16 protein-coding genes are annotated in these 16,035 nt (G+C 53.4%); 11 read left to right on the forward strand and 5 right to left on the reverse strand.

The genetic code is table 11. From position 1 onward, the window contains the following. Positions 1-121 precede the first annotated feature (121 nt). Positions 122-991, forward strand: a complete 870-nt coding sequence (locus HV352_RS11175) for a helix-turn-helix domain-containing protein (RefSeq protein WP_016153162.1) — start codon at positions 122-124, stop codon at positions 989-991. Here the strand turns inward: HV352_RS11175 and HV352_RS11180 are convergent. Next, positions 974-2,140: a benzoate/H(+) symporter BenE family transporter gene (locus HV352_RS11180; protein WP_181635427.1), complete on the reverse strand. Its 1,167-nt coding sequence runs from the start codon at positions 2,138-2,140 to the stop codon at positions 974-976. The two genes, HV352_RS11175 and HV352_RS11180, sit on opposite strands and share 18 nt — an antisense overlap. A gap of 105 nt (positions 2,141-2,245) precedes the next feature. Between HV352_RS11180 and HV352_RS11185 the strand changes: the two genes are divergently transcribed. Both HV352_RS11185 and rlhA read left to right on the forward strand, forming a co-directional pair. Beyond that, positions 2,246-2,782, forward strand: a complete 537-nt coding sequence (locus tag HV352_RS11185; RefSeq protein ID WP_016153160.1) for an XRE family transcriptional regulator — start codon at positions 2,246-2,248, stop codon at positions 2,780-2,782. Positions 2,783-2,861: 79 nt separating this feature from the next. Further along, on the forward strand, positions 2,862-4,823 hold the full coding sequence (gene rlhA, locus HV352_RS11190) for a 23S rRNA 5-hydroxycytidine C2501 synthase (protein ID WP_181635428.1): 1,962 nt from the start codon (positions 2,862-2,864) through the stop codon (positions 4,821-4,823). Between the two features lie 3 nt (positions 4,824-4,826). Here the strand turns inward: rlhA and HV352_RS11195 are convergent, their stop codons facing one another. From HV352_RS11195 to HV352_RS11210, 4 genes are all read right to left on the reverse strand, one after another. Next, on the reverse strand, positions 4,827-5,057 hold the full coding sequence (locus HV352_RS11195; RefSeq protein ID WP_019076831.1) for a DUF2554 family protein: 231 nt from the start codon (positions 5,055-5,057) through the stop codon (positions 4,827-4,829). A 189-nt stretch (positions 5,058-5,246) separates the two neighbouring features. Continuing rightward, positions 5,247-5,372 carry a DUF2474 domain-containing protein gene (locus tag HV352_RS11200; RefSeq protein ID WP_104651600.1) on the reverse strand — a complete coding sequence of 42 codons (126 nt, stop codon included), beginning with the start codon at positions 5,370-5,372 and terminating at the stop codon, positions 5,247-5,249. Continuing rightward, positions 5,372-6,382, reverse strand: a complete 1,011-nt coding sequence (gene cydB, locus HV352_RS11205) for a cytochrome d ubiquinol oxidase subunit II (protein WP_016153157.1) — start codon at positions 6,380-6,382, stop codon at positions 5,372-5,374. The genes HV352_RS11200 and cydB overlap by 1 nt, the downstream gene beginning before the upstream one ends. Beyond that, the gene (locus HV352_RS11210; protein WP_016153156.1) at positions 6,382-7,785 is read right to left on the reverse strand and encodes a cytochrome ubiquinol oxidase subunit I; all 1,404 of its coding nucleotides are present in this window, start codon (positions 7,783-7,785) and stop codon (positions 6,382-6,384) included. Before HV352_RS11210 ends, cydB begins: the two co-directional genes overlap by 1 nt. A 263-nt stretch (positions 7,786-8,048) precedes the next feature. On the opposite strand from HV352_RS11210, the gene HV352_RS11215 reads away from it, so the two are divergent. The 8 genes from HV352_RS11215 (at position 8,049) to patD (ending at position 15,885) form a co-directional block, all read left to right on the forward strand. Then, on the forward strand, positions 8,049-8,237 hold the full coding sequence (locus HV352_RS11215) for a type II toxin-antitoxin system HicA family toxin (RefSeq protein WP_049259794.1): 189 nt from the start codon (positions 8,049-8,051) through the stop codon (positions 8,235-8,237). A gap of 31 nt (positions 8,238-8,268) precedes the next feature. Next, positions 8,269-8,685: a type II toxin-antitoxin system HicB family antitoxin gene (locus HV352_RS11220; RefSeq protein ID WP_131382557.1), complete on the forward strand. Its 417-nt coding sequence runs from the start codon at positions 8,269-8,271 to the stop codon at positions 8,683-8,685. 92 nt (positions 8,686-8,777) lie between these two features. Beyond that, positions 8,778-10,187: a PLP-dependent aminotransferase family protein gene (locus HV352_RS11225; RefSeq protein WP_181635429.1), complete on the forward strand. Its 1,410-nt coding sequence runs from the start codon at positions 8,778-8,780 to the stop codon at positions 10,185-10,187. A gap of 329 nt (positions 10,188-10,516) precedes the next feature. Beyond that, a complete protein-coding gene (gene ydcS / locus HV352_RS11230; protein WP_016153154.1) occupies positions 10,517-11,662 on the forward strand; it encodes a putative ABC transporter substrate-binding protein YdcS in 1,146 nt (381 codons plus the stop codon). 16 nt (positions 11,663-11,678) lie between these two features. Beyond that, entirely contained in the window at positions 11,679-12,695 is a 1,017-nt protein-coding gene (locus HV352_RS11235; RefSeq protein WP_016156582.1) for an ABC transporter ATP-binding protein, read from the forward strand. Continuing rightward, a complete protein-coding gene (locus HV352_RS11240) occupies positions 12,696-13,640 on the forward strand; it encodes an ABC transporter permease (RefSeq protein ID WP_016153152.1) in 945 nt (314 codons plus the stop codon). Then, positions 13,630-14,436, forward strand: a complete 807-nt coding sequence (locus HV352_RS11245) for an ABC transporter permease (RefSeq protein ID WP_016156581.1) — start codon at positions 13,630-13,632, stop codon at positions 14,434-14,436. The genes HV352_RS11240 and HV352_RS11245 overlap by 11 nt, the downstream gene beginning before the upstream one ends. Before the next feature lie 21 nt (positions 14,437-14,457). Continuing rightward, entirely contained in the window at positions 14,458-15,885 is a 1,428-nt protein-coding gene (patD, locus tag HV352_RS11250; protein WP_016156580.1) for an aminobutyraldehyde dehydrogenase, read from the forward strand. The last annotated feature ends 150 nt before the right edge of the window (positions 15,886-16,035 follow it).

Below are 16,035 nucleotides of genomic sequence, written 5' to 3' on the forward strand. Positions count from 1 at the left end.
TCGGTTTGCGGCGGACTTGCAAAATCTTGCGCTTTTTTAGCGTAAAAGCGAAAAGGAAGCTGTTAACAATATGTGGCTGTTATAGACTGAAAGCCTGCTAACTTATTTTGAATGTGATGGTATGCCTCAGCCCTACGATGCCTTTGAAAACTTACGCAAACATAATGCCGTGCTGCATGAATCGGTTGCGTTACATTCAGGGATCCAACTGGCGGCCTGGTCAAACAAGCGCGATACCATCACCCAGTATTGCGATCACCATACGCTCAGTTTATATATCGCGGATGGCTACGAGAGTTACCACAAAACGGCGGGGGGCTGGAAGAATGGCGGCGGACCGGACCGTTTTTGCCTGATGCCGAAAGAGAGCGAGTCAAGTTGGGATATCCGCGACGCTCTCTCCTTTGTTCATCTCTATTGTACCGACGAACATCTGCGCGAAGTGGGTGAAAAAGTCTGGGATAAAAGCCCCTATAGCTTCACGCTGGACGAGCACACGTTTGGCAGTGACCCGGGGATCACGGCGGTTTACCGTCAGTTTCTGCTTGATAACGACTGGCAGCAACCGGCCAATCATCTCACGCTCAGCGCGGCATCTTCGCTACTGTTAACGCATCTGATCCAGCATTACAGCAACGTTCAATGGCGACTGCCCACCGTCACCGGGGGACTCGCGCCCGTCACCTTACGTAACGTGCTGGCCTATATTGACGCGCATCTGGCGTACCCAATCACCCTGAACGATCTGGCTAGCGAGGCGGCGCTTAGCGAATTCCATTTTGCCAGAATGTTTCGCCAGTCGATGAATATGGCACCGCATCAGTACGTGATGCAACGTCGTATGGCGCTGGCGCAGCATCTGGTCTGTTACACTTCACGCAGTTTGTCAGATATTGCGATGACCTGCGGATTCAGTTCGGCAAGCCATTTTAGTAACCGGTTTAAACAGGTAACCGGTAAAACGCCAACGCAGCTACGTGCGGCGAAATAACGTCAACACGGCGTAGCAGATACCGCCTACGACCAGCCCCCAGAATGCAGATCCAACCCCCAATAACGTCAGGCCGCTGGCCGTGACCAAAAACGTAACGATGGCTGCATCGCGTTCCGCTTCATTATGCAACGCCTGATACAAACTACCGCTAATTGTCCCGAGCAAGGCCAGACCGGCCAGCATCTGGATCCAGCTTACGGGTAGTGCCGCCATTAGTCCTGTGACTGAACCGCCAAACACCCCTGCCAGAAGATAGAAGACGCCAGCCGCGGCGGCGGCGAGCCAGCGTCGTTTGGCATCAGGATGCGCTTCGGGACTTTGGCAAATTGCGGCGGTTATGGCGGCAATGCAGATGGAGTAGACGCCAAACGGCGAAAACATCAGCGCCAGCAGGCCGGTAAAGATAATGAGCGGTGAAACGGGTAATGAATAGCCCGACGCATTCATAGTGGCAATACCTGGGGCATTTTGCGAAGCCATGGTAACCAGAAACAGCGGTAGCGCAATGCTGATACTGTGGGCAAATGAAAAGTGTGGGGTAATAAACGCAGGCATGACCGGCGACAAAGCCACTCCACTTGTGACAATGTCACCTTTTATTAGCGCGATAGCGACACCCGCCAGCATCGCGGCGATCGTCGCGTACCGTGGGGCTGTGACTTTAAATACCAGCCATGCCACCAGCATACTACCGCACAAAATAAGCTCACTGTTGAGGCTATTAAAGGCCTGCAGACCAAAGCGCAGTAGGATCCCGGCCAGCATGGCTGATGCCAGTGAGTGGGGGATTATTTTCATCAGACGGGCAAACAATCCGGTTATGCCGCACAGCACAATCAACGCGTTAGCTACGATAAAAACGCCGATAGCATCCTGAATCGATACCCCGTGCAGACCCGTAACCAGCAGCGCGGCGCCAGGTGTTGACCAGGCCGTGAGCACAGGAGCGCGATACCATAACGTCAGCGCCAGCGTACTGACGCCCATTGCAATCCCCAGCGCGGTCATCCAGCCCGCGATTTGATCGGTGGTCGCACCTGCGGCCAGGGCCGCTTGCCAGATAATGGCAGCCGAGCTGGCGTAACCGACCAGGACAGCCACAAAACCCGATAATACGGTGGGCAGTGGGATAGAAAATGCGCGCATAGTCACTCCGTGTGCGTTATAACGGTCAATCAATGTAGCACTGTGCGTTATAGCGTACAAGTGCTAAGCTGTAGCCTTGAGAAAGGAGAGTCAGGAAGGCGAAAAATGGAAAACTTAACCCACTATCTGGCCACAACGCTCCGCACGCTACGTCACCAGCGGGAATGGAGCCTGTCACGTTTGGCGGAGGAAACCGGCGTGTCAAAAGCCATGTTGGGGCAGATTGAGCGCAACGAATCCAGCCCAACGGTGGCGACATTGTGGAAAATTGCCACCGGACTGAACGTGCCGTTCTCGACGTTTATTTCACCGCCAGAGTCAGACGGCGCGCCAACATTCGATCCCCAGCAGCAGGCGATGGTCGTCACGCCATTGTTTCCGTGGGACCCACAGCTGTGCTTCGATCATTTTTCGATACAGCTGGCACCCGGCGCACTCAGTGAATCGACTCCGCATGAAACCGGCGTTATAGAGCACGTGGTGGTGATAAATGGGCTGCTGGATATGTGTATTGAGGGGCAGTGGCGCACCATGAAATCCGGCGAGGGGGTGCGTTTTGCGGGAGACAGGGCGCATAGCTACCGTAACAGTAGCGAACAAACGGTTCACTTTCATTCCCTGATCCATTACCCGCGCGGTTAGTCGGGAAAACTATTCCGAAAATCCGCGCTTGTGACTACAATAGCCGCCATTTTTACCACTTGTGGATGGTAACAACTGTATGCGCCAGCAGCCTCATCACCTTGAATTGTTAAGCCCGGCCCGGGATACCGCCATTGCACGTGAAGCCATTTTGCACGGCGCTGACGCCGTTTACATTGGCGGACCGGGTTTTGGCGCGCGTCATAACGCCAGTAACAGCCTGAAAGATATCGCCGAACTGGTGCCGTTTGCGCATCGTTACGGGGCGAAAATCTTTGTGACGCTGAATACAATCTTGCATGATGATGAGCTGGAGCCCGCACAGCGATTAATTACCGATCTGTATCAGACCGGCGTTGATGCCCTGATTGTGCAGGATATGGGGATTCTGGAGCTGGATATTCCTCCCATTGAGCTGCACGCCAGCACCCAATGTGATATTCGCAGCGTCGAGAAGGCGAAGTTTCTTTCTGACGTCGGATTCACCCAAATTGTCCTCGCGCGCGAACTGAGCCTTGAGCAGATACACGCCATTCATCAGGCTACGGATGCAACTATTGAATTTTTCATTCACGGTGCGCTGTGCGTCGCCTATTCAGGCCAGTGTTATATTTCACATGCGCAAACCGGACGTAGCGCTAACCGCGGTGACTGTTCTCAGGCTTGTCGCCTGCCGTATACCCTGAAAGACGATCAGGGGCGCGTGGTGTCCTATGAAAAACATCTGCTGTCGATGAAAGATAACGATCAGACCGCCAACCTCGGCGCGTTGATTGACGCAGGCGTGCGCTCCTTCAAAATTGAAGGGCGCTATAAAGACATGAGCTATGTGAAGAATATTACCGCGCATTATCGTCAGATGCTGGACGCCATTATTGAAGAGCGCGGCGATCTTGCCCGTTCTTCAGCCGGGCGTACCGAACATTTCTTTACTCCATCCACGGAAAAGACCTTCCATCGCGGCAGCACCGATTATTTTGTGAATGCCCGTAAAGGGGATATCGGCGCATTCGACTCACCAAAGTTCATCGGTCTGCCGGTTGGCGAAGTCCTGAAGGTGGCAAAAGATCATCTCGATGTTGAGGTAACAGAACCGCTGGCCAACGGGGATGGTCTGAACGTGTTAATCAAGCGTGAGGTCGTCGGATTTCGCGCCAACACCGTTGAAAAAACGGGGCACAATCGTTATCGGGTGTGGCCGAATGAAATGCCCGCCGATCTGCACAAAGTGCGCGCCAACCATCCGCTGAACCGCAATCTCGATCATAACTGGCAGCAAGCGTTGACCAAAACCTCCAGCGAACGCCGCGTCGCGGTCGATATTGAGCTGGGCGGCTGGCAGGAACAGTTGATCCTGACGCTCACCAGTGAGGAGGGGGTGAGTATCACCCATACGCTGGACGGCCAGTTTGAGGAAGCGAACAATGCAGAAAAAGCGTTGAGCAACCTAAAGGATGGCCTGGCAAAGCTGGGACAAACGCTGTATTACGCCCGTAATATTCAGGTGAATCTGCCGGGAGCATTGTTCGTGCCGAACGGTCAACTGAATCAGCTGCGACGTGAAGCGGTCGACATGCTGGATGCAGCTCGTTTGCAAAACTATCAGCGCGGTCGCCGTAAACCGGTTGCCCAGCCGGCGCCGGTTTACCCGCAAACGCATCTGAGCTTTCTGGCTAACGTCTACAACCATAAAGCGCGAGAGTTTTATCACCGTTATGGCGTGCAGTTGATTGATGCCGCCTATGAGGCGCATGAAGAAAAGGGCGATGTGCCGGTGATGATCACCAAACATTGCCTGCGTTTTGCGTTTAACCTGTGTCCGAAACAGGCGAAAGGAAATATCAAAAGCTGGAAAGCCACGCCGATGCAGCTGGTTAACGGCGATGAGGTCCTGACGCTGAAATTTGATTGCCGACCGTGCGAAATGCACGTGATCGGCAAGATGAAACATCACATTCTGAAGATGCCGTTGCCGGGCAGCGTGGTGGCTTCCGTCAGCCCTGAAGAACTGCTGAAAACGTTGCCAAAGCGTAAAAGCTAACGGTTAGCTCTGATGTGTATCGGGTTTGCGTGATTTTTGCCAGTAATGGTGTTCGCGAAGATCGGCGGCGGATTCTTCCGCCGTCATTCGTAGTTCATCGCTGTCGGCCGTGTGTCGTAATAAGTGATCGGCATCCTGCACCTGAAGATATTCATGTCCCTGATTAGTAACGAGAAGCTGACCGGAAAAAAGCGCGCTGGCCAGCAATAACACCGTTAACCCTTTCTTAAACATCATGCACCCTCTGGTACGTTAGCTGCGGAATTGACGATAATTTCGCCAGGTGACTATTCAATATTTTAATCGGGTTAATGACAATCTCTGTTTTGTCATTTCGATGTTTTTTACATTTTTGTTTAGATAACGTTGGGATTTGTCACAACCGGGCAGTGCAGCGCTGCCCGGTTATTATCAGGGAGAGAATCAGGATTTAAATCCGGCGGCCGTCATCAGGATACGAAAGAACATACCAACGGCGGCCAGGGCCAGCACGCTGCCGCCCCAGAGGATCACCAGCCACATCAGGCGTTTCCAGATTGTTTGTTGCATCAATGATACCCCTCACCATGTTGAACTTTGCCGCGGAAAACGTAGTAGCTCCAGAAGGTGTACACCAGGATTATCGGGATAATCAGCAGCGCGCCAACCAACATAAAGCCCTGACTCTGCGCCGGAGCTGCCGCCTGCCACAGCGTAATGGACGGTGGAATGATGTGGGGCCAGATACTGATCCCCAGCCCGCTGAACCCGAGAAAAATCAGCCCCAGCGTCAATACAAAAGGCAGCGTATGGCTGTTTTGCTGACCCAGCGAGCGCCACAGCCAGAGGCTAATCAGCGCAACCAGGAGCGGAACCGGCATCAGGAACCACAGATTGGGCAGGCTAAACCAACGCTCGGCAATGGCGCTGTGCGCCAGCGGCGTCCACAGGCTGATAATGGCAATGACAACCAGCATCGCCAGCAGCAGTTTTCTTGCCACGCAGCGCATTTTATCCTGCAACGGATTTTCGCTTTTCATCACCAGCCATGTTGCCCCCAACAGGGCGTAGGCTACAACCAGGCCCACGCCGCAGAACAGGGTAAAGGGGGTCAGCCAGTCGAAAGGACCGCCGCTGTAGCTGCGTCCGGTGACGGAAAACCCGTTGAGTACGGCACCGACCACAATACCCTGAGTGAATGTCGCGAGGATTGAACCGCCGAGAAAAGCTTTGTCCCAGAATGGTCGATGCGCCGGCGTGGCTTTGAAGCGAAACTCAAACGCGACGCCGCGAAATATCAGGCCGATGAGCATCAGGGTCAATGGGATCGTCAGCGCATCGACAATCACCGCATAGGCCAGGGGAAAAGCGCCGAATAATCCGGCGCCACCCAACACCAGCCAGGTTTCATTACCGTCCCATACCGGGGCGACGCTGTTGACCATCACATCGCGGTCATCCGCATCCGAAATCGCAGGGAATAAAATACCGATCCCGAGATCAAAACCGTCCATCACGATATACATCAGCGTGGCGAACACGATAATTACAAACCAGATAACTGATAAATCGATACCCATTAGCGGTGTGCCTCCGGTTGAGAATCGAGAACGACAGCAGAAAGCGGCCGCGCCGGCGTGCCTGTTGGTGGAATGGTCGGCTCATCTTCCTGTGGTCCTTTACGGATCAGGCGGATCATGTAGCTGTAACCCACGCCAAACACCGAGCTATACACCACAAAGAAAGACAGTAGGCTGATGCTCATATGTAAATCACCATGTGCGGAAACCGCATCCGCCGTACGTTGCAAACCGTAAACCACCCACGGCTGACGGCCAACTTCGGTGGTCACCCAGCCAGCAAGGATGGCAATCAGACCGGAGGGCCCCATCCACAATGCAAAACGCAGGAAAGGACGTGAGGTGTATAGCCGCTCCTTATAACGCAGCCACAGGGCAAACGCGCCCAGCAGGATCATCAGCATGCCTAACCCTGCCATAATGCGAAACGACCAGAACACGATGGTGGAATTGGGCCTGTCTTCCTTCGGAAATTCTTTTAACGCCGGGACCTGTTTATCCAGACTATGAGTCAGGATCAGGCTGCCCAGCGCCGGGATTTCCAGCCCATAGCGGGTGCGCTCCTGCTCCATATCCGGCCAGCCGAACAACAGCAGCGGGGTCGGTTCACCGGGCGGATTTTCCCAGTGTCCTTCAATCGCCGCAATTTTTGCAGGCTGGTGCTTCAGCGTATTCAACCCGTGCATATCGCCAATTAAGGCCTGCAGCGGAGCGACGATTAACGTCATCCACAGCGCCATTGAAAACATAGCGCGAATTGCTGGCGTGCTATTACCGCGCAATAAATGCCATGCGGCTGATGCCGCGACAAACAGCGCGCTGCTCAGGAAGGCGGCAACGGACATATGCAGCAAACGATAAGGGAATGACGGATTGAAAATCACGGCGAACCAGTCGACGGGAACAACTTGCCCGTTAACAATTTCATAGCCCTGTGGCGTTTGCATCCAGCTGTTGGAGGCGAGGATCCAGAAGGTAGAAATAATAGTACCCAGCGCAACCATACAGGTCGCGAAGAAGTGAAGTCCTGGGCCAACCCGATTCCAGCCAAACAGCATTACCCCAAGGAAGCCCGCTTCGAGGAAGAAGGCGGTTAATACTTCATAGGTCAGCAGCGGCCCGGTGATGCTACCGGCGAACTCAGAAAAACCACTCCAGTTCGTGCCGAACTGATAAGCCATCACCAGCCCGGAAACCACGCCCATACCAAAGTTTACGGCGAATATTTTCGACCAGAAATGGTATAGCGAGCGCCAGGTCGGATTTTTCGTTTTTAACCATAACCCTTCGAGCACCGCCAGATAACTGGCGAGGCCAATGGTAATCGCCGGAAAGATGATGTGAAAGGATACCGTAAACGCGAACTGGATCCTCGCCAGGTGAAACGCGTCAAGACCGAACATGCTTAGCTCCGCAGGCAAAATTGATTTAGCGCAATTCTAAGGCTGCGAAGCAATGGAAGGCAGAAACAGAACAGTTCTTTTTAACCATAACAGTTGTCGTGCTGTTATAGGTTGGCCTGGCTGATATGAAATCTGGAACCTGGATTCCTGTTATTGAATCGCGTCCTCCCCACGCGAGTGATTTTACGCTATCACTAGCGAGGTAATGAAAAGGTAATCATAAATGTTTACTTTGCGCATATAATAGACGACAGGGAGGCGCAGTGAAGCAAAGTGAGTTCAGACGCTGGCTTGAATCTCAGGGAGTGGCTGTTACAAACGGCTCAAATCATCTGAAGTTGAGGTACCAGGGAAGGCGTAGCGTTATGCCCAGGCATCCTGGTGATGAAATAAAAGAAGCCTTGCGAAAATCGATCCTGAAGCAGCTTGGTTTACAGTCATCATCAATATGAGGTTAATTATATGAGAGATTTTGAAAAAATCATGCGTTATCCCGTTAATCTAATCCCCGCCGTGGAAGGTGGATTCGTGGTTTCTTTCCCGGATATTCCTGAAGCATTAACCCAGGGCGAAACCCGTCATGGGGCTTTGCAGGCTGCGCAGTCTGCATTGGTGACCGCTTTTGAATTCTATTTCGACGATAACGAACCGATTCCTTTACCTTCGGCGGTTGGCACTGAAGGTGACTATGTGGAAATCCCCCTGAGCATTGCGTCGAAGGTTCTTTTGTTAAATGCCTTTCTTGAATCAAAAATCACCCAGCAGGAGCTGGCAAACAGGATCGGCAGGCCTAAGCAGGAAATTACCCGTTTGTTCGATTTAAAGCACGCGACAAAAATTGATGCTGTGCAAATAGCTGCACGCGCCTTAGGCAAGGAGCTGTCAGTAACAATGTTGTAAAACTGTTAACTATAACAGTTATAAAAAATGCCCTGATTATGTAAACTGATATATACAGTGCGTGTCACCGACACCGATTATCAGGACGAAAAATGAAAAAATACCAGCGACTGGCTGAGCAAATTCGCGATCAAATCGCGTCTGGCGTATGGCAGCCCGGCGATCGCTTGCCATCCTTGCGCGAGCAGGTGGTCAGCAGCGGCATGAGTTTTATGACCGTCGGACATGCATATCAGTTGCTGGAAAGTCAGGGCCGGATTATCGCCCGGCCGCAGTCGGGTTACTATGTTGCCGCGCGCCCTGAACGTGGGCTGGCAGCGCCGCAGGCGCAGGTGATGCGCGATGAAGCGGTGGATATCAACACCTATATTTTTGATATGCTGCAGGCCAGCCGGGATGCGTCAGTGATGCCATTTGCCTCTGCATTCCCCGATCCGCGTCTGTTTCCCCTCCAGCAGTTGAACCGCTCGCTGGCGCAGGTCAGTAAAACCGCGACCGCCATGAGCGTGATAGAAAACCTGCCGCCGGGAAATGATGAGCTGCGCCATGCCATTGCCCGCCGCTATGCTCAACAGGGGATGACCATTTCACCTGATGAAATTGTCATCACTACCGGTGCGCTGGATGCCCTCAACCTGAGCCTGCAGGCGGTTACCGAACCGGGAGACTGGGTGATTGTCGAAAATCCCTGTTTCTATGGGGCGTTGCAGGCCCTGGAGCGATTACGGCTGAAGGCGCTTTCAATTGCCACCGACGTGAAAGAGGGGATCGATCTTACCGCGCTGGAGCAAGCGTTGCAGGAGTATCCGGTAAAAGCCTGCTGGCTGATGACCAACAGCCAAAATCCGTTGGGCTTTACGCTCAGCCCAGAGAAAAAGGCGCACCTGGTCGCATTGCTGGAAAAATATCATGTAATGCTGATAGAAGATGATGTCTACAGCGAGCTGTACTTTGGTCGCGAAAAACCACTGCCTGCCAAAGCCTGGGATCGCGCCGACAGCGTTTTGCATTGTTCGTCTTTCTCGAAGTGCCTGGTGCCCGGATTTCGCGTGGGCTGGGTGGCGGCCGGGAAGCATGCTCGACGTATTCAGCGACTCCAGCTCATGAGCACGTTATCCACCAGTTCCCCCATGCAGCTTGCGCTCGTGGATTATCTGTCAACCCGGCGCTATGACGCGCATCTGCGCCGCTTACGCCGTCAACTGGCGGAACGCAAACAGCAGGCCTGGCAAACGTTGCTGCGCCATCTTCCGGCGGAAGTCAAAATTCACCATAACGACAGCGGCTATTTTCTGTGGCTGGAACTGCCTGAACCGCTTGATGCAGGCGTGCTCAGCACCCAGGCACTGGCGCACCATATCAGCATTGCACCGGGAAAAATGTTTTCGACCTCGGGGAGCTGGACTCGTTTTTTTCGCTTTAATACCGCATGGCACTGGGGAGAGCGTGAGGAACAGGCAGTGAAACAGCTGGGAAAATTAATTCGCGAGATGATGAAATAAAACGTAACGCGCTATTCAATATAAAAGAATAGCGCGTTCTTATTTTCGAAATAGAGAATACCTAACCCCGATGTTATTTATATCGGGTGCTACCATACAAAAAATCAATAGTTCTTACTATTGCCACCGTTGCACCTAACTCCTTGTCTATACTCCAGAAGATTAAAGCTCCCGATCAGCGTCAGTAGCGTAATGAGCGTTAGCTCACAACCTGATTAAATTTCCTTGCGCCAGCAGGAACGCTTACAACACCCCGACTATTTTTAGGAAAGGACATATATTTACGGCAAGGCTGCCGCTCAATATTTTTTAGACAGGAGTAAGACGTTATGAGCAAGCAGTTTGCCCTCAGTAGCCTGTGCGCACTCAGTATGACGCTGATGACTGCACAGGCAGCCGAACCCCCGACATCCTTAGATAAACCGGAAGGCCGTCTGGATATTATTGCCTGGCCGGGCTACATCGAACGTGGACAGACCGATAAACAATATGATTGGGTCTCGCAGTTTGAGAAAGAGACCGGCTGCGCGGTCAATGTTAAAACAGCGGCCACTTCTGATGAAATGGTCAGCCTGATGGCAAAAGGCGGCTACGACCTGGTTACCGCTTCCGGTGATGCCTCCTTGCGTCTGATTATGGGAAAACGCGTTCAGCCGATTAATACCGCGCTGATCCCTAACTGGAAAAGCATCGATCCGCGCGTGGTAAAAGGCGAGTGGTTTAACGTTGGCGGAAAAGTTTACGGCACACCGTACCAGTGGGGGCCAAACCTGCTGATGTACAACACCAAAATTTTCCCAACGCCGCCGGATAGCTGGAACGTGGTATTTGTTGAGCAAAAACTTGGGGACGGAAAAAGCAATAAAGGGCGCGTTCAAGCCTACGATGGCCCGATCTATATTGCCGATGCTGCATTATTCGTTAAGGCGACTCAGCCGCAACTGGGCATTACCGATCCCTATCAGCTCACCGAACAACAGTATCAGGCGGTGATCAAAGTTCTGAGCGATCAGCACGCGCTGATCCATCGCTATTGGCACGATACCACCGTACAAATGAGCGACTTCAAAAACGAAGGTGTGGTGGCGTCCAGCGCCTGGCCTTATCAGGCGAACGCCCTGAAAGGAGAAGGCCAGCCTATTGCCACGGTCTTCCCAAAAGAAGGGGTTACCGGATGGGCTGATACCACCATGCTGCACAGCGAAGCCAAACACCCGGTGTGCGCTTACAAATGGATGAACTGGTCATTAACCCCGAAAGTTCAGGGCGACGTCGCAGCCTGGTTTGGTTCTCTGCCAGTCGTGCCTGAAGGTTGTAAAGCCAGCCCGCTGCTGGGTGAAAAGGGCTGTGAAACCAACGGCTATAGCTACTTTGACAAAATTGCCTTCTGGAAAACGCCGATCGCAGAAGGTGGCAAATTCGTTCCTTACAGTCGCTGGACGCAGGATTACATCGCCATTATGGGCGGTCGTTAATTCCGCTGGGGGTTTTATGACGTACGCAGTGGAGTTTCATAACGTCTCGCGTCTGTACGGGGATGTTCGTGCAGTTGATGGGGTGAGTATTGCGATTAACGACGGTGAGTTTTTCTCTATGCTGGGGCCATCCGGCTCCGGCAAGACCACTTGTCTGCGCCTTATTGCAGGGTTTGAGCAACTGTCAGGCGGCGCAATCACCATTTTTGGTAAGCAGGCCAGCGAATTGCCGCCCTGGGAACGGGACGTCAATACGGTATTTCAGGATTATGCGCTATTCCCGCATATGTCGATTCTCGACAATGTCGCCTACGGGCTGATGGTCAAAGGTATTGATAAAAAACAGCGTCACGCAAAAGCACGTGAAGCGCTGGATAAGGTTGCGCTCGGTTTTGTTTATGAACGCAAACCATCGCAACTTTCCGGTGGTCAGCGGCAACGCGTGGCGATTGCCCGCGCGCTGGTCAATGAACCGCGGGTCTTGCTGTTGGATGAACCGCTCGGGGCATTGGATCTTAAGCTGCGTGAGCAGATGCAGCTGGAACTGAAAAAGTTACAGCAATCTCTGGGTATCACCTTCATTTTTGTCACCCACGATCAGGGTGAAGCCCTCTCGATGTCAGATCGTGTGGCGGTGTTTAATAATGGCCGCATCGAACAGGTGGATTCTCCGCGTGAACTGTACATGCGTCCGCGCACACCGTTTGTGGCAAGTTTCGTCGGGACGTCAAATGTTTTTGATGAAACGATGTCAGCGAACGTTTGCGGGCTACAGGGTATGTTTTCCCTGCGTCCGGAACACATTCGCTTGAATGATACCAGTGGTGAAGTCCAGGCCCGGGGGGTTATCCAGGCGGTGCAGTACCAGGGCGCGGCGACACGTTTTGAGCTGAAACTTGTCGGCGGTGAAAAATTGCTGGTTAGCCAGGCGAACCTGACGGGAGAAATGCTGCCGACAACGCTGTCGCCGGGTCAACAGGTGATGGCATCGTGGTCACGCGACGTGATGGTACCGCTGGTTGAGGAGAGGTGAATGGCTATGAATGTCTTACATTCGCCTCCACAGTCGACAAGTCTGAACCGGATCTCAGGGTTCTTCTGGCGTAATCCGGGACTGGGGCTGTTTTTGCTGCTCCTCGGACCGCTGATGTGGTTTGGGATCGTCTACTTCGGCTCATTACTGACGCTGTTATGGCAAGGTTTTTATACCTTCGATGATTTCACCATGTCGGTCACGCCCGACCTGACGCTGGCGAATTTGCAGGCGCTGTTTAATCCCGCCAACTACGACATCATTTTGCGTACCCTGACGATGGCGGTGGCGGTCACCATTGCCAGCGCGATTCTGGCGTTTCCGATGGCGTGGTATATGGCGCGATATACCAGTGGCAAAATGAAAGCCTTTTTTTACATTGCTGTGATGTTGCCGATGTGGGCCAGCTACATTGTTAAAGCCTACGCATGGACGTTACTGTTGGCTAAAGACGGGGTGGCGCAGTGGTTTTTAACTCATCTGGGACTGGAGCCGCTGCTGCTTTCGTTCCTGACGCTGCCTGCGGTCGGCGGCAATACGTTATCGACTTCAGGGTTAGGGCGTTTTCTGGTGTTCGTCTACATCTGGCTGCCGTTTATGATCCTGCCGGTACAGGCCGCGCTGGAGAGACTTCCGCCTTCGCTCTTACAGGCCTCCGCTGATTTGGGCGCTCGTCCGCATCAGACTTTCCGCTATGTGGTCCTGCCACTGGCGATACCCGGTATCGCGGCAGGGTCGATCTTTACTTTTTCTCTGACGTTGGGCGATTTTATCGTGCCGCAACTGGTGGGGCCGCCAGGCTATTTCATCGGCAATATGGTGTATTCGCAACAAGGGGCGATCGGCAATATGCCGATGGCGGCGGCATTTACTCTGGTGCCGATTGTGTTAATCGCACTGTATCTGGCGTTCGTGAAGCGTCTGGGAGCTTTCGATGCACTCTGAACGCGCGCCCTGGTTACTCAAACTGGCGGCATGGGGCGGGGTTATTTTCCTGCACTTTCCCATCCTCATCATCGCCACCTATGCTTTTAATACTGAGGAGGCTGCTTTTAGTTTTCCACCGCAGGGGTTAACGCTGAAGTGGTTTAGCGTTGCGGCGCAACGTAGCGATATTCTGGAATCGGTGACGTTGTCACTTAAAATCGCTGCATTGTCGACGGCCATTGCTCTCGTTCTGGGGACGCTGGCCGCTGCCGCACTGTGGCGCAGGGACTTTTTTGGTAAAAGCGCAATATCGCTGTTGCTGCTGTTGCCGATCGCGCTGCCGGGGATTATTACCGGTCTGGCGCTACTGACGGCGTTTAAAACTATCAATCTGGAACCCGGTTTTCTCACCATCGTGGTCGGCCATGCGACGTTTTGCGTGGTGGTGGTGTTTAACAACGTCGTGGCGCGTTTTCGCCGTACCTCATGGAGTCTGGTTGAAGCGTCTATGGATCTTGGCGCCAACGGCTGGCAAACCTTTCGTTATGTCGTGCTGCCAAACCTGGCATCGGCACTGCTGGCGGGAGGGATGCTGGCGTTTGCTTTGTCGTTTGATGAAATCATCGTGACAACGTTCACCGCCGGACATGAAAGAACACTTCCTTTGTGGCTGCTCAATCAACTGGGTCGACCACGAGATGTGCCTGTCACCAACGTTGTGGCATTGCTGGTAATGCTGGTGACAACACTGCCAATTTTAGGGGCCTGGTGGCTAACGCGTGAAGGCGACTCTCTCGCCGGAAACGGTAAATAAACGACGATATGGGAAATTGCTATGCAACATCAATTACTGATTAATGGCGAGCTGGTCAACGGTGAAGGTGAAAAGCAGCCAGTCTATAACCCTGCCACTGGAGAACGCATTCTGGAGATTGCCGAGGCGTCAGCCGGGCAGGTTGATGCGGCGGTACGTGCAGCAGACAGCGCATTTGCCACCTGGGGACAAACCACACCGAAAGTCCGTTCCGAACTGCTGCTGAAACTGGCGGATGCTATCGCCGATAACGCGCAAACCTTCGCTGAGCTGGAATCGCTTAACTGTGGTAAGCCGCTGCACTGTGTCCTTAACGATGAAATTCCGGCAATCGTCGACGTTTTCCGCTTCTTCGCCGGGGCAGCTCGTACCCTGCAAGGACAGGCGGCCGGAGAGTATCTGGAAGGGCATACGTCGATGATTCGTCGGGATCCGCTGGGCGTGGTGGCCTCTATCGCGCCGTGGAACTACCCGCTGATGATGGCGGCGTGGAAGCTGGCACCGGCGCTGGCGGCGGGTAACTGTGTGGTGATTAAACCGTCAGAAATCACCCCGCTAACCGCTCTTAAACTGGCTGAATTTGCCAAAGATATTTATCCGCCTGGCGTTATCAACGTGCTGTTTGGCCGTGGCAAAACGGTGGGTGACCCGCTGACCGGTCATGAAAAAGTCCGGATGGTTTCCCTGACCGGCTCCATTGCGACCGGTGAACACATTATCCAGCACACAGCGCCTTCGATTAAGCGCACACATATGGAGCTGGGCGGCAAAGCCCCGGTCATCATTTTTGATGATGCCGATCTGGATGCAGTGGTGAGCGGCGTGCGAACCTTTGGGTATTACAACGCCGGGCAAGACTGTACCGCCGCTTGTCGAATCTATGCCCAGAAAGGCATTTATGACGCGTTGGTTGAGAAACTCGGTGCCGCGGTTGCCAGCCTGAAAATCGGTGCACCAAATGACGAATCGACGGAGCTGGGGCCGGTAAGCTCGCAGGCGCACCTCGATCGCGTGACTAAAGCGGTCGATGAAGCCAAAGCACTGGGGCATATCAAAGTCATCACCGGTGGTAAAAAAGTGGACGGCGCAGGCTACTACTTTGCTCCGACGCTACTGGCCGGGGCGAAGCAGGAAGATGCTATCGTGCAGCGGGAAGTTTTCGGTCCGGTGGTCAGCGTCACCGTATTTGAGGATGAAGATCAGGTGCTGGCGTGGGCTAACGATTCGAAATACGGCCTGGCATCCTCCGTCTGGACTCGGGATGTGGGGCGCGCGCATCGATTTAGTGCTCGCCTGCAGTATGGTTGCACCTGGGTCAATACCCACTTCACGCTGGTCAGCGAGATGCCGCACGGCGGACAAAAACAGTCTGGTTATGGCAAGGATATGTCGGTTTACGGGCTGGAAGATTACACGATTGTTCGCCATGTCATGATCAAGCATGAGTAATATCTGAAGCGCGAGCGATAAATGCGGCACGGATAGCTAAATACTGGCAAACGTGTGTCTATATTATTCGCGCCACTGGCCTCGTCGCCATCGGACGGCGGTAAGTTGGAAATATCCGCGAGGTCAGGCTATTAATACAACAAAGCCCCG

Origin of the sequence: Citrobacter sp. RHBSTW-01044 (genome assembly GCF_013781945.1) — a bacterium.
Classification (GTDB): Bacteria; Pseudomonadota; Gammaproteobacteria; order Enterobacterales; family Enterobacteriaceae; genus Citrobacter; species Citrobacter braakii.